Below are 13,063 nucleotides of genomic sequence, written 5' to 3'. Positions count from 1 at the left end.
ATTGCTAGATGAAAAGGACTCGATCTGGAATGAATTTAACATTAAGCGATCAACAGTACAGGAATCTGTAGCATTGGACAAGGTATGAGAAAAAAAGAATTATGATTAAATCTAAAAACCTGCTAGATATTTAGCTACTTTCTTAGCTAAAATCTAGCAGGTTTATTTATTTACGAACAGCTTCAAATGTAATTAGTGAATGCTCTTTTGAAGGCTCCTTGTTATAAACATATTCAGCGGAACAGGTAATATCAGAAAAGCCTATGTTTGTTAATATAAGCTTGAATTCTTCTATACCGTACCATCTTACCGGAAATCTTTGTAACTCTGTATCAATTAATTTACCATTTCGCCATTTTTCATATTTTAAAACGGTTAGCGTATATTGATCAATCCAGTTCATTTCAATGGCTTTTCTTTCGATTGAAATTCCTTCCTCTTGCGAAATTTCATAGTAGGATGAAGTAATTTCCCCTGTTCGCCAGTCTGTAGGTAAAAGCATGTCTACAATTAAGCGGCCACCAGGAATCAAATGATTATGCATACATGTTAATGCATCCATCGCATCTTTTGAATTCTCGATTAAACAGAACGAACCTGTCGGCATAACAATCTCTTCATATTTTGAGTCTAATGAAAAATTGCTTAAGTTACCTTCATATAGATTTGGCTTGAATTCTCTTTCATTGCAGTGTTTTCGGCATGAATCTAACATTTCAGGTGAGTAGTCAATCCCCTCAACATCATATCCATTTTCAAGTAAAGGGATTAAGAAGCGTCCAGAGCCAACCCCCGCTTCAAGTACTCTTCCCTTAGTTCCTTTTAATCGTTCAAGATAATATTCAATATCCCCACCAATTGAATATCCTATTGGTTTTGTCAAATCATTAAGTTCTGTACATAATGGTCCGTAAAAACTATACATTTCAATTCCTCCGATTTCGGGCAGAAGAATCTATTATTCTTACTTCTTCCACACCTTATATTTGTTTGTTGGAAAAAGCCTAGTTTACTTTAACTTTACTAGGCTTTTTTATTTTTCATAAGCAATTAAAAAAGAAGGACAATCACTTGTGTGACAGTTGTCCTTCTTTATTCTAGTACTTTAACACGCCAATTTTTAAAAGATAATTGGGAAATTGCTAATTATTTATCTCTTCTAAGTTAAGATCCTCTACTAATCTAATCTCTGATAACTCCCCATCATTATGTTCAGATGGGATAATGGAGTTATCCTCATTCATTCTGAATTTCCCTTGAAATACGCCTGAAACAACATACTTTTTCGTGTTTTCCAATATAGGACCTTCATATTCAGTTAAAAATAGAATAGCATCTTCATTTCTTTTCAAAGTCGTATCCGTTTCAACAGTATATTCAACATTATCAATAACTCCACCAGTCTCCAAAAGATTAATACTATTTCCTTTTTCGACATTACCTTTATAAACTTCATTTACCTTTAGTTCAGATATAGTAAATGGCACATCTTTATAAATAAACGATTCGTTCCCTTCGACAGTAGCATTAACTATAATTGAGGAATCATTCTCGATTTCACTAATTGTGTCATATTTATTTGTTATTGATACTCCCATAGATTGCGAAGATAATGGATAGTTTGTTGTCTTTAATATGATAAATGATAATAAAAGTAGACTAAATCCAATACTTAATAATAAGATGCTTTTTTTCTTTTTATGCATTAATGAATCCCTCCTTATTTATAAAGTGAATTAACACCATTTATTTCATCCTGTGTAGGCTTATAAACTGTTCTACCATCGTTGTCGTACATTAATTTATCGCTTCCATCCACATGAGCCAAACCTAAAGCATGTCCTAATTCATGAGCCCATACACCCTTTACTGTACTAGCACCATAGTCGTTTAAGTAATATAAATTACCTTGAACAATTGAATCAACATAGTCTCCGGTAGTAACCCATTCACGATAACTTGTCGCACGTCCTGACCAACCAGTTTTTCCATAATCATCAGATTTGATAACAATCTGCGGTCTAGTTGTATTTGAACCCGAATGAGCGCTAAATGTAATTTTCGTACTTGTTGCATTCCAATCCGCTATAGCATTATTTAATTGTTTTCCAATCTTTTCATAAGTTCCGTTAAAGTCCCTTGCTGTGTAAGTAATGTTGTTCGTTTTGTGTTTACCTCCTAATAAGGCATAAGCATAAGCATGTTGAGCAACTGCAAAAGTTAGAAACATACATAGTGTGAAAATAATTATTTTTTTCAAAAGATACCCTCCTTTTTTTAGATTATTATATAATTTCTGTAAAAAATAAAAAAATCCTCCTTTTTTCTAGAAAAACCATCCATTTCTCTGGAAAAATGGTATTATTTCTAAAAAGGAGGTATGACTTTGAAATTTTCTTTTTACTTTTGTTGTTTTTTGTTAATTTTCTTGTTAATAGGATGTAATTCTTCATCTTCTTGGGCTTTTCAATTCGTAAAGTATAATAATACACATTACATTGTGACTGAAGAAGTTTTAGAGAATGACCAACTTGGTGAAAAGTTAGGGGAAGTAAAATACCACCTCAACAATGAGCAAGATAGTAAAGAATTATCTTCAAATATTTATCCAGTTGGAACAAAAATTTATGCTATTAATAACATTGATATTTCAAAAGCGATTGCGGTAGTTAATGAAGACGGAAAATTAATAAAACTTGTAGTCGAGGAATAAGTATTAAACATTTCTTCATTTCAACCTTTGTTCCCTTTGTTTTTTAAACGCTACAATTGAATAATTCTAATCCAATATGTTAAAATAGAAGCATATTTATTAAATCATTTTGAAAGAAACTAAACTTATTACTGGTTAAGGTTTCATGTTTTTAATGTATTTGTAGAGTTATCAATCGCTATAATCTCTACTATAAAATTTTTATAACTTCTGTATCAAAGCGTATTTTACTATGTCTACATAGCTAAAATGCGCTTTTTTTATACACCAAAATCTAAAAAACTCGAAAGGGAGATGCATTATGCAAGATTGAAAACAAGTTTTAGGAAAAGGAGTAGCAACACAAACTGTTGGTGCTGGGTCTGAATTATTAGGTTATATAGTGTCCTATTCTGTTGGTGAGGCGTTATATCGTCGTGATGAAATGGAGAAGTCACTAAAGCTTGATTTAAGTTACTTACCTAACCCAATAGATCCTAAGGATGCATTTGCTAGAGCTGCAAGGGAATGTGAAATTAAATCATGGAAACCTACAGCGGAAAGCAAAGAATATAAAAACTTTAAAAACTTTACGGTTCGGGACATTGTACGTGCGGGACAAAAGCCTGTAAAGCATATGTTGTAGAGACAGTAAATGCCGAACGTGAATGTCTTGATTATGATTCGGAAGGTGCAATTTTAAGTTTCGATGTAAAAACAGGAGATATGTCTACAGTTTGGAATGATCCGACATGTATGGATTTAGTAAACCATGCTGAATCTGCATTCCAAGAGTATCTAACAACCCATAATGGGAATACAGTTCGTGGTTCAATCACGAAGCTATTTAATTCTATGTCACCTATATTAATGCGAGCTACAGGTGGAGTTTACTTTGTTCCAGTCCAGTATGAGGAAAAATTAAAAGGTTCTGTAGCGTATATCAATTTCCTTGAAAAAGGAGATGCGTTTTGTGTTCCTTTAGTAAACAATTCTGAAGAACAGGCGTTAATCAAAATAAAGGTGCAAGAACATCTACAAGGGGTATTAAATAAATGTCGTGAAGCTATTAAAGCTAACGAGGATTTAACACTAATGCCTGAAAAAAAGCGTAAAGAGTTCGAAAAAGAGGCTTTAGCAACTGCTTTACAAGCTGTTGATCAGTTTAAAGATTACAAAGCTATTTTAACTGGTGAAATTAATCAGGTTGAAGGTGCTTTTGATTTAATTAATGCTGCAATTCAAAAAATGACTGATGAGCTTTTAATAAAGCCAGCTAAAAAACATGAAAAGTAAAATTTTTACAACATTATCAAAAAACTCGTTTGAGAGGACTACTAAAAAAGTGGTTCTTTTTTATTTTATCTAAAAACTCATTAAGGAGAGATTAATTATGGATAATTTATTTTTTATGATGGCAGTTGCTCCACATTTTGATGGGATTTATACCGACAAAAAACAAATGGAGGCAACTATTTGGACAGAAGCAGGATTGGCTATGGTAATTAATTTTTCAAAGGAGCGTTCAATAGAGCTGACTATCATCATAAATCACTCACTTTCTGTATAATATAGTAAAATTATACATATCTAAGGCGCGTTGCGCAATATGTCTATTTTATTTCTTATCATCATTAGTGAAGATTTCACTAGTTGGGTGAAGAGCCTATTTTTAAAAAGGGGTTATAGTACGGATTATTTGTAAGGACTCAAAGTTCAATTGAATATTGCCTCTTCAACTTAAAGGGGAAAAAATAAGGAGAGAATACTATTATGAAAATCGAAAAAGTGTTTGCAGATTTCCCATTAATAAGCTCCGAAAATGTAGTGCTAAAAAAATTGAAGATGTACATTTACCGGAAGTATTTGCGATCTATGATAATGAAAAGGTATTTGAATATTGTGGGATAATCCCGAAACATAATATCCAAACTGTGGGTAAAATGACCGGTCATTTTGACAGAGACTACCTGAAGAAAAGCAGAATCAAATGGGGCATTTTTCAAAAGTCTGATAGCGATACATTAGTAGGTATTATAGAAGCAATGGATTTTAATCAAAAAGTGAATATGGTGACGATTGGTTACTTTTTGGCAGAGGACTATTGGGGTAATGGCCTTGCGACGTATGCGCTTAAAATACTTGTCAAATTTTTATTTGAGGAAGTAAATATAAATCGCATTCAGGCTGAGGTTTTGCCATTAAATGAAGCATCTAAAAAGGTGCTCCTGAAAAATGTTTTTTTACACGAAGGACTTTTAAGACAAGCTACGTTATGGTCTGGTAAAGGTGTTGTAGATTTAGAAATATACGGCTTGCTTCAAGAAGAGTACAACCTAGATAAATAATGAATTATTATTTACCCTGTTTCATCTTATAATGTATTGTACAAATTGACCATTTCTTCAAAGGTGCATAAAACTATAATTCTAGCTGACTATAAATGTCAACACCAATATGTACATTTTTGCTCGTTTAAGGGTGTACAAAATTACTCGTTTTCCGAGGTTAAGTGATGCTTTAATCGGTATGAATCACCGACGATTGTGACAACGCTTGCGTGATGTAAAATACGATCTAATATCGCGTTTGCTAACTTCGGTTCAGGGAAAATTTCATCCCATGATTTAAAGTTCACATTCGTTGTGAAAATCGTGCTACGTTTCTCATAACGGGCATCAATGAGCTGGAAAAACAGTTTCGCATCCTCTGGATCAATAGGTAAGTAACCAATCTCATCGATGATTAATAATTTATATTTTGTATAATGTTTTAAACGACTCTCTAGCCTGTTTAAAGTGTACCCTTTGTAAAGGACATTTTTAAAAAAGCTCTAGGCAACTTGAAGAAGATGAAGTCTGTATTGTGCAGGCGTCATCTTTTTTAAGTTCCATTGACCCCGATAATGATTGTAATAGGTCATATAACTTTTGATTTCTCGTATGACATCTTCTAGTGTTTCACATGATTTAAAATCTGTTTCATCTTTAAAATGCCCAAAGAACGATTCTTGAGGAGCGTTATCCCAACAGTTACCTCGACGTGACATGGATTGATTTAGTCCCATTTCCTTTACAAGCTTTTGGAATTGGGGATTGGTATAGTGGAAGCCTTGATCCGAGTGGATGAATGCATTTTCTGCTAGTTTGATACCATTCTTCTTCAAATTCCTTAGTGTATTTAGGGCGATATCTAGCGTTATTTTTTCAGATACTTCATATGCCAGAATTTCATTGGTTTCCGCATCTTTAATTGTAGACAAGTAGGCGCGTTTACCTTTTCCATAACTCAAATAGGTGATGTCTGTTAATAATACTTTCCCAGCTACCCCTTGCTTAAATTGGCGGTTTAGCAGGTTCGGTAATGTCCGATGTTCCTTTGTCGCTTTGGCCATTCGTCGATATGGATTGGCTTTTCGAATGGGGCAAACGATTTGAAACTTCTTCATAATACGACGAATACGTTTCAAGTTATAGGTGATTTGATACTGTTGTTCTAACGTCATTTTAATTTGACGAGCTCCTTTTGGACGTCGACGGAAATGGAAAGCTTTTAAAATGATTTCTTTGACTTTCTCATCTGCTTGATGGAGTGTTTGTCTTTTCATTTCTGCCTCTTCTGTGAAGTAACGATAGTAGCCTGAACGAGAAACCCCAACTAACTGGCAAAGATAACGTACCATTCGCTTTAATTTATATTTTTGGATAACGGTGTGGATCAGTTGAAATTTCTGTTCCGCTGTTAGTTTTCCTTTTTCTTTCTCAACACTCTTTCTGCTAATTCTATCTTTTTTAGAAGTTCATTTTCTGCACGAAGAAGGGCGATTTGTGCTTCTAATCTAGTATTTTTTCCTTCTAAACTTAGTTCACGTTCAAGTGGACGTCCTGAATGATATTTACGTGTGTCTTCAAGCCCTGAAACACCTTTTTCTTTATAAGCTGCTCGCCAACGTTTTAAAGCTGATTTCGCTCGATGAATCCCTACCAGGTCGATATCGAAGCCTGCATCTTCAAAGATTTCACGTAAACATTTGCCTTTTTCATATTCTGCAATAGCTAGTGCTCTAAATTCATCTGTGTAAGTAATTCCTTTTTCACTAACAGCCTTTACATAAGGATGTTTCTTGAGTAATTTTTGTTCTTGATTAGTAAATAGTTTCTTTGACATAAGTTCTGCTCCATCTAGTTGTTATGTTCATTATAAATAAAAGTACCCTATAAGAGAGACTTTTTTTAAGTGTCTATCTTATAGGGTACATTTTAGTTTTCTAAACGGGCTTTTTTCAGATTCTGAATTAAGTCATGGCACTTAATAAAATAGGTACTTGTTCGCTTTTTAGCTGCAGTAATGCCAATTGCTGTGGCCAGATGGGTCTTGCCGACACCACTTGGACCAAGGAATACAATGTTCTCATTTTCTTCGATAAAACGAAGGCTTTGAAAATCGAGTATTTGTTGCTGGTTAATACTTGGTTGGAAATCAAAATTAAAATCCTTTATTTCCTTTAAATGTGGAAATGCAGCGACTTTCACCATCGCATGAATCATATTTTGCTCACGTACATCGATTTCATAGTTTGTCAATTTAATAAGTGTATCGATAAAAGAAAGCTCATTTTTAATGCTAAAGTCGATGACTTCATTCAAATGGATGCCCATTTGCTTTAATTTTAAATACTCTAAATTTTGCTGTAGTTGCTGATAATTTGTACTCATTATTGAATTCATTTATACATTTCTCCAATCGCTGCTAAATTCCGTTTTGCTAAATCGTTAATATCAGGGTATTCGGGCATGGCCTTTGTTATCATTTCACGATAATGTGCCTCTTGATAATTTAGTTTTGCTTCACTTATTTTGTGTTGCGCGATTAGTTCCATGTTATAATAAATCCATAATTGATTATCGTACACTTGTAGCCCTACTTTTTTGCCTTGATACCCCAGTGGTACGGAGTAATGATTGGACTTGTAGGAAATCATGCTGGATGCATTGACTTTCACAAGCGTATGGTTGATTCGATAAGAATCTCTTACTCGTTCAGTTGGTAGCTGGAGTAAGTGATTCTTTTCTTTTTGGAATTCTAAAATTGGAATTTTATTCGTTCCTTGATGAATTTCATGATTGATACGATTACACAATTTTTCAATATAGGCGTGTAATTCAGTTATGTTAAACTTTCCTTGATAGGCATGGATCTCATCCAAAAACTTCATCGTTGTCTCCACTTTTCCTTTTGTTTGTGGACGACCTGTTACACAAGGCTTCACGTTAAATCCAAAATCTCTCGCAAAGTGCGCAAACTTCGCATTCACTTTTCCTGCAAAATGTTCTGTTCGTGCTTCATCCATCACGGTTTTCATATTGTCAGTGATGAGTTCTTCTGGTACACCACCCATTTTTTCAAACGTGTCGGTTAAGAAAGAAAATAAAACTGCCTGCGATTTAGAAATACTCATATAGAAGAACCGCATACGAGAGTAGCTTAGCACTAACACGGCTACATTAATCTCTACCTGTTCACCATCACTTGTTTCATAAAGAATACTTTCTTTCCAATCCAACTGTGCTTGTTTGGCCATACGTGTTTCATAACGGATACCGCCATTCAAAGAAGATACACGCTCAGCTTTCTCAAAGTAAGCCTTAAATTCTGGCGTATTGGCAATATAGGTACGGAATGTAGATTGCCCACACTCAAACCATGGTTGTCTTTTAAATACTGCCAAAGATTACGTCGATAATAAAATACCTGCTTAGAATCTTCTGATAAAAGGCTGGCAATAATCGGATAGAACTCATCAATTTTAGATGGCTTATTACGCTTTGTTTTTGGTATAAAGCCATTTAGATATTTATCGATTGTTCGTCGATCTACGCCTATATCCCTTGCTAATCTACTTTTATTAATCTTCATGTTTAAATGCTCCATTACTTGTTTAAAATTTGCTAAATCTGAAAGACTATTAATTTTAAATTCTGTCTCAATCTCTAATTGAATATGCATACTAACACCTCAGTATTAGTATGAAATGGAAGAGCATTTTTGTACATCGTTATTCAAGCAGGAATGTACATATTTAAATTAGCATTTGTAGCTGACACTATTTATGAGATAATGAATCATAATGTATTAATATCAACATGCCGAAAGAGTGATTCTAATGACTAATGAGCATAAATCTATCAACTTGCACTACCGTAGCATGCGAATTGGCTATTTGATAGCTGTTGTTATCACTATCATATTAGGTCTATCTTCTAGAAAATGGAGTCTTCTACTTCCGTCATTTGTGGCGCAGAACGCTGGGGACATGCTATGGGCTATGATGGTCTATTTCGGATTTCGATTGTTGCTAGTGCGTAAGAGCACCCTCACAGCCATTTGGCTCAGTTTTTTGTTTAGCTTTGGCATTGAATTTAGCCAATTGTATCAGGAAGACTGGATTAATCAGATTCGTGGGACAACACTCGGGGCTTTGATACTTGGGAAAGGTTTTCTTGTAGAGGATTTGGTTCGATATACAGTGGGTATTATAATAGCTACTGTAATAGATAAGGTGACACTTAAGTTCTCCCTTCGAGGTTAAATAAGGATGTTTTCGAAAAGATTGTTGCTATTCAACTAAAGGGGCAGGTTTCTTTAATAATCAGGAATGAACTTTTATTTTTTTCAACCGTATTGAGTAGAGGAGTTTAGCAGTATTCAAATATAGGAGGTAATATGATGGTACTAATAATTCCAAAATGTATGAAGTGTAGTAATAAAATCAAGCATGATGAAGAAATATTTGTCCAAATTCGATATCCGAAACGAAAAGGATTTACTGAGATCAAAGCTTATTTAAATCTCGAAGGAAAGTTTATCTGTAAAGAGTGTTCAACGAAAATTAATAATTAAGATATTGTGCTTTAGTTAAATTTTGATTCACAAAATATATAAAGATAGAATTTATTCAACAAGTTTTGTAGATTAAATCTGCCGTTTTGTTTTAACATCAACAATCTTCGAGAAAACTGCCATAAACAATTAAATGAAAAATCGCTCGGGAATTTTATTAATTCTCTAGCGATTTTTCATTTTAGTGTTATCAATTAATGGAACCTTATTTTACATGATCAATCTTTATTACAATGCCATATGAATAATGGTCATCATGCTATTCATTAATCCAGTTGATTAATTCCCTATCAAAAATATCCGGTTCTTCAAACATTGGGTTATGGCCACTTTTTTCAAAAATGACCTTCTTCACATTTTCATATGAATCATCCATTACACCCCAGAGCGAAACAGGAGCTACTAAATAATCATACCTTCCTAACCCTACAAATATAGGCTTATCAATGTGAGCTAAAGATTGGATTAAATTTCGTTCAGCAAAAGCTACACCCCAAAGGTAATCGATCACTTCCATATTTGTATAGACGCCATCCCACATATAAGCAGCATCGAACGTATAATCATAAAAGCTATGCGCTCCCATGCGGATACACATATGCACAAATCGTCTTTCAGGATCATTGTGAATATCATTCTCTAAGAAGGCAATATCATGCTCAAATTGCTTTTTACGCTGGGCGCTGGCAGTTTCATTAAAAAATGAAAAACTTTGCTGCTGTCTCTCTTGACTGTTTGTCGGCGCTGAATTTAATAAAATAACCTTCTGAACATATTGAGGATATTTTTCGGCATATGCCAAAGCCATAAATGCGTGCCCAGAATGTCCTAAAATAATGAAATCCTCAAGCTTTAGCCATTGTCTTGCTGTTTCGATATCCTCAACAATTTTATCCAAAGTATAATCTTCTTTCATTAAAGAATGAGGAGGCTTTACAAAACCTCTATGATCTAAGAAGATAAATTGAAAATGTTTATATAAATTTTCCGAGAACAAGCGTGGATAATATACACTGCTACCCACTACCAATATCGGCTTACCTTGTCCCTTCACACAATATTTTAAATTAAATCCTTCACTTAAGATGCTTTGATAATTATTCATAATAATCGTCCTCTTTTCTTTTTATATAGAAGAGCTTCATATTATGCTCTTCTTTCAATCACTCCCTTTCTTTTTTACATTCCCGTGTTTTCTCCATAGAACGCTCAAGCATTCTAATTCACCCCATTATTATTTTATTAATTGAAAAACGAGCGCTGAGCCGCTTCGTTGTTGTCGATTTCGTACATAATCATAACTCAATATTTTTCTATTCAATATGCCTGATAATATAGAAAAGTAAAATTTTTAAAATTTAAATCAAGTATACAATATTAATTCAAAAGTTTAAAATTATTAAATATTAGAAAAAATAGAAAGATAGAGGATACAAGACAATGGATAAACGATTACAACACATCATTACATTAAGAGAGAATGGTCGATTGGAAGAAGCGAATCAATTAATGGTAGCTCTAGTTAATGAAGAGCCTGAAAATGGATACTACCAATTTCAATGTGCCTGGACATATGATTCATTAGGAAAAGAACAAAAGGCTGTCCCCCACTATGAAAAAGCGATTCAATTAGGGCTTAAGCCAGAATTTTTAGTAGAGCTTATTTAGGATTAGGTAGCACCTATCGTACATTAGGGCAATATGAACAGTCGAAACGTATTTTTGAACAAGCTCTAAGTGAGTTTCCAGAAGCCGAACATGTAAAGGTTTTTTATGCGATGACTCTCTATAATCTTAGTGAACATTCAAAGGCTATGGAAACTTTATTAAATACAGTAATTCACACTACTCATCATGAAGGAATAAAAGATTATAGCAAAGCCATTAAGTTCTACAGTAATAAGCTAGATCAAACTTGGGAATAACACAATAAAAGATCAGGCTCCTGTTTATGAACCTGATCTTTTTATATTACTAAATAGACCTAAAACCCTATTAAACTATATTACTTTGTGTTTCTCGATAAATTCAAGATAGTAAAAAAAGTTTTCATTGAAATGACCTTATATAGTGCAAGCTATTTATGCTGTGAAAATTTCATTTTGAAAGAATCTATGATAAAATAAGAACATGCATTCCCTCTCTCTTGATTTTCTTAACGGGTATATTTTGTTATGATAATAAATTGGGGTGCGAGAATTTGTCTTAAAATATAATATATAACGTCGGATAATCTGTTGTTTTTTTACAGAGATGAAAAACAAATTGGTCAGTCCTTAAATTGGAGTATAGACTGAGCTACTCCTTATGGATCAGCGTCGATCGACCGCTCCCAGAAAAGCGTCAGTCGAACGGAAAATCAACCTAGTTCTAGCTTTAAAATAAGTTTGGTTAAATTAATACGATTTATCTCAATATAAGAACAAATCTAAAGAGCATGTTTTGAAAAAAGATTGATCAAAACATGCTCTTATTTGGATTTTGTAGATTAACTTCTTAAAGCTTGATTATTTTTGAAATCCTTATTGCACGAAAGCCCCTGTTAGCACAATAAGATTTGTCAAAAAAGTATCCTATTAATGGATACCAAGATGCTTTTCAAACCAATTGCAAGCTTCAAGCTTCATATAATAATTAAATTGGTGATCTACAAAAGGCATGCTGAGTCGAAGATTTTCTGGCTGTTCAGCGTACAATGGTAACAACTTTTCATAGAGCTCTAATGAATAAGTAAATAGTGAATCAGTATCTTGATCGCCATTGATTATTAGTAATGGTTTTGGTGAAAAACTACTTAACTTTTCATATGGATCTATCATTCGGAAATACTCTGTTCTTTTTGCTATTTCTTTCGCTGCATTCTGAATCGGTTCTCTCCATTGTTCATAAGTACCTGTTGATAGGATACTATCTTTTCATGCTTTTGAAAAAGATGGCTTTCCAGCTATTGGAATCGCAACTTTTATATTAGGGTTATTAGCTGCGATATAAAATGTTGCATATCCTCCCATAGATAAACCTGATATTCCTATTTTATTCTTATCAATCTCATCTCTACTTTTAAAATATTCAATGAGACTTTGTATATCGAATGCGGACTGTTCTATTACTTCATGCATATGAACATAAGAATCAAGACCAGTATCTGGTGGAAATACTTTAGAAAATTTGTTAGTTTCGGTGTTCATTTTCCTCATACCATGGTCTTTGCAATCGATACTAACATAATAAAACCCTTTTTTAGCAAGCATATATCCAAAATCTAATGCTTGCTCACGGTCTCCTCCGTATCCATGAAGAAAAAAGATTAATGGGCATTTCTTTAATTCATTTTGATAAATACTTAAAATCGGTATGTTATTCACTATGCGATCTTCCATTAATATTTTTGTCAATGGTGATACCTCTCTATAATTATTCTATTTACTGCTATAATTAATATTGTCCATTTAAACTCACTCCTTTCTCGCA

General features: G+C 33.5%; 12 protein-coding genes and 6 pseudogenes. 8 read left to right on the top strand and 10 right to left on the bottom strand.

The annotated features are described in order from the left end of the window. Positions 1-166: 166 nt before the first annotated feature. From ACIQ7T_RS12240 to ACIQ7T_RS12230, 3 genes are all read right to left on the bottom strand, one after another. Complete coding sequence (locus ACIQ7T_RS12240) at positions 167-925, bottom strand: class I SAM-dependent methyltransferase (RefSeq protein ID WP_370083741.1); 759 nt, start codon at positions 923-925, stop codon at positions 167-169. Positions 926-1,142: 217 nt separating this feature from the next. Next, positions 1,143-1,706 (bottom strand): hypothetical protein, encoded by a 564-nt coding sequence (locus ACIQ7T_RS12235; RefSeq protein ID WP_370083743.1) that lies wholly within the window; start codon positions 1,704-1,706, stop codon positions 1,143-1,145. Between the two features lie 14 nt (positions 1,707-1,720). Then, positions 1,721-2,260 carry a M57 family metalloprotease gene (locus ACIQ7T_RS12230; protein ID WP_370083744.1) on the bottom strand — a complete coding sequence of 180 codons (540 nt, stop codon included), beginning with the start codon at positions 2,258-2,260 and terminating at the stop codon, positions 1,721-1,723. 126 nt (positions 2,261-2,386) lie between these two features. Here ACIQ7T_RS12230 and ACIQ7T_RS12225 point away from each other — a divergent pair, with 126 nt between their 5' ends. The 5 genes and pseudogenes from ACIQ7T_RS12225 (at position 2,387) to ACIQ7T_RS12205 (ending at position 5,040) form a co-directional block, all read left to right on the top strand. Further along, on the top strand, positions 2,387-2,713 hold the full coding sequence (locus tag ACIQ7T_RS12225) for a hypothetical protein (protein ID WP_370083746.1): 327 nt from the start codon (positions 2,387-2,389) through the stop codon (positions 2,711-2,713). Positions 2,714-3,083: 370 nt separating this feature from the next. Continuing rightward, positions 3,084-3,338 (top strand): annotated as a pseudogene (locus ACIQ7T_RS12220) (DUF6744 family protein); the annotation flags it as partial. Positions 3,339-3,388: 50 nt separating this feature from the next. Beyond that, positions 3,389-3,988 (top strand): DUF6744 family protein, encoded by a 600-nt coding sequence (locus ACIQ7T_RS12215; protein WP_370083750.1) that lies wholly within the window; start codon positions 3,389-3,391, stop codon positions 3,986-3,988. A 97-nt stretch (positions 3,989-4,085) separates the two neighbouring features. Beyond that, on the top strand, positions 4,086-4,262 hold the full coding sequence (locus ACIQ7T_RS12210; protein WP_370083748.1) for a hypothetical protein: 177 nt from the start codon (positions 4,086-4,088) through the stop codon (positions 4,260-4,262). A 203-nt stretch (positions 4,263-4,465) separates the two neighbouring features. Next, positions 4,466-5,040: pseudogene (locus tag ACIQ7T_RS12205) on the top strand (GNAT family N-acetyltransferase). 143 nt (positions 5,041-5,183) lie between these two features. On the opposite strand, the pseudogene ACIQ7T_RS12200 reads toward ACIQ7T_RS12205, so the two are convergent. The 4 genes and pseudogenes from ACIQ7T_RS12200 to istA all read right to left on the bottom strand — a co-directional run. After that, positions 5,184-5,492: pseudogene (locus ACIQ7T_RS12200) on the bottom strand (ATP-binding protein); the annotation flags it as partial. Positions 5,493-5,525: 33 nt separating this feature from the next. Beyond that, a protein-coding gene (locus tag ACIQ7T_RS12195; RefSeq protein WP_402870587.1) for an IS3 family transposase occupies positions 5,526-6,859 on the bottom strand; the annotation gives its coding sequence in 2 pieces (ribosomal slippage) (positions 5,526-6,472 and positions 6,472-6,859; 1,335 coding nt in all). A 95-nt stretch (positions 6,860-6,954) separates the two neighbouring features. Continuing rightward, positions 6,955-7,407 (bottom strand): annotated as a pseudogene (locus ACIQ7T_RS12190) (ATP-binding protein); the annotation flags it as partial. A gap of 8 nt (positions 7,408-7,415) precedes the next feature. After that, positions 7,416-8,698: pseudogene (gene istA / locus ACIQ7T_RS12185) on the bottom strand (IS21 family transposase). A 157-nt stretch (positions 8,699-8,855) separates the two neighbouring features. Here istA and ACIQ7T_RS12180 point away from each other — a divergent pair. Together ACIQ7T_RS12180 and ACIQ7T_RS12175 are read left to right on the top strand one after the other, a co-directional pair. After that, complete coding sequence (locus ACIQ7T_RS12180; RefSeq protein ID WP_370081206.1) at positions 8,856-9,281, top strand: ribosomal maturation YjgA family protein; 426 nt, start codon at positions 8,856-8,858, stop codon at positions 9,279-9,281. Positions 9,282-9,418: 137 nt separating this feature from the next. Then, positions 9,419-9,592 (top strand): Fe3+ hydroxamate ABC transporter substrate-binding protein, encoded by a 174-nt coding sequence (locus ACIQ7T_RS12175; protein WP_370081204.1) that lies wholly within the window; start codon positions 9,419-9,421, stop codon positions 9,590-9,592. A gap of 259 nt (positions 9,593-9,851) precedes the next feature. Here ACIQ7T_RS12175 and ACIQ7T_RS12170 read toward each other — a convergent pair whose 3' ends face one another. After that, positions 9,852-10,697, bottom strand: coding sequence for an alpha/beta fold hydrolase (locus ACIQ7T_RS12170; protein WP_370081202.1), 846 nt, complete (start codon positions 10,695-10,697; stop codon positions 9,852-9,854). Between the two features lie 335 nt (positions 10,698-11,032). Between ACIQ7T_RS12170 and ACIQ7T_RS12165 the strand changes: the two are divergent. After that, a pseudogene (locus ACIQ7T_RS12165) lies at positions 11,033-11,517 on the top strand (tetratricopeptide repeat protein). Positions 11,518-12,168: 651 nt separating this feature from the next. On the opposite strand, the gene ACIQ7T_RS12160 reads toward ACIQ7T_RS12165, so the two are convergent. Together ACIQ7T_RS12160 and ACIQ7T_RS12155 are read right to left on the bottom strand one after the other, a co-directional pair. After that, positions 12,169-12,411, bottom strand: a complete 243-nt coding sequence (locus tag ACIQ7T_RS12160; RefSeq protein ID WP_370081200.1) for an alpha/beta hydrolase — start codon at positions 12,409-12,411, stop codon at positions 12,169-12,171. Between the two features lie 96 nt (positions 12,412-12,507). After that, on the bottom strand, positions 12,508-12,987 hold the full coding sequence (locus tag ACIQ7T_RS12155; RefSeq protein WP_370081198.1) for an alpha/beta hydrolase family protein: 480 nt from the start codon (positions 12,985-12,987) through the stop codon (positions 12,508-12,510). Positions 12,988-13,063: the final 76 nt, after the last annotated feature.

It is taken from the genome of Lysinibacillus sp. NPDC096212 (genome assembly GCF_044763105.1).
Taxonomy (GTDB): domain Bacteria; phylum Bacillota; class Bacilli; order Bacillales_A; family Planococcaceae; genus Lysinibacillus.
The sequence above is the reverse complement of the archived record's forward strand: the minus strand, read 5'-3'. Positions and strand labels throughout refer to the sequence as shown.

Bases quoted from the DNA above. Each gene is read 5' to 3' on its own strand.
- ACIQ7T_RS12240 (WP_370083741.1), bottom strand. From the start codon at position 925: ATGTATAGTTTTTACGGACCATTATGTACAGAACTTAATGATTTGACA.
- ACIQ7T_RS12235 (WP_370083743.1), bottom strand. From the start codon at position 1,706: ATGCATAAAAAGAAAAAAAGCATCTTATTATTAAGTATTGGATTTAGT.
- ACIQ7T_RS12210 (WP_370083748.1), top strand. From the start codon at position 4,086: ATGGATAATTTATTTTTTATGATGGCAGTTGCTCCACATTTTGATGGG.
- ACIQ7T_RS12180 (WP_370081206.1), top strand. From the start codon at position 8,856: ATGACTAATGAGCATAAATCTATCAACTTGCACTACCGTAGCATGCGA.
- ACIQ7T_RS12175 (WP_370081204.1), top strand. From the start codon at position 9,419: ATGGTACTAATAATTCCAAAATGTATGAAGTGTAGTAATAAAATCAAG.
- ACIQ7T_RS12170 (WP_370081202.1), bottom strand. From the start codon at position 10,697: ATGAATAATTATCAAAGCATCTTAAGTGAAGGATTTAATTTAAAATAT.
- ACIQ7T_RS12160 (WP_370081200.1), bottom strand. From the start codon at position 12,411: ATGATAGATCCATATGAAAAGTTAAGTAGTTTTTCACCAAAACCATTA.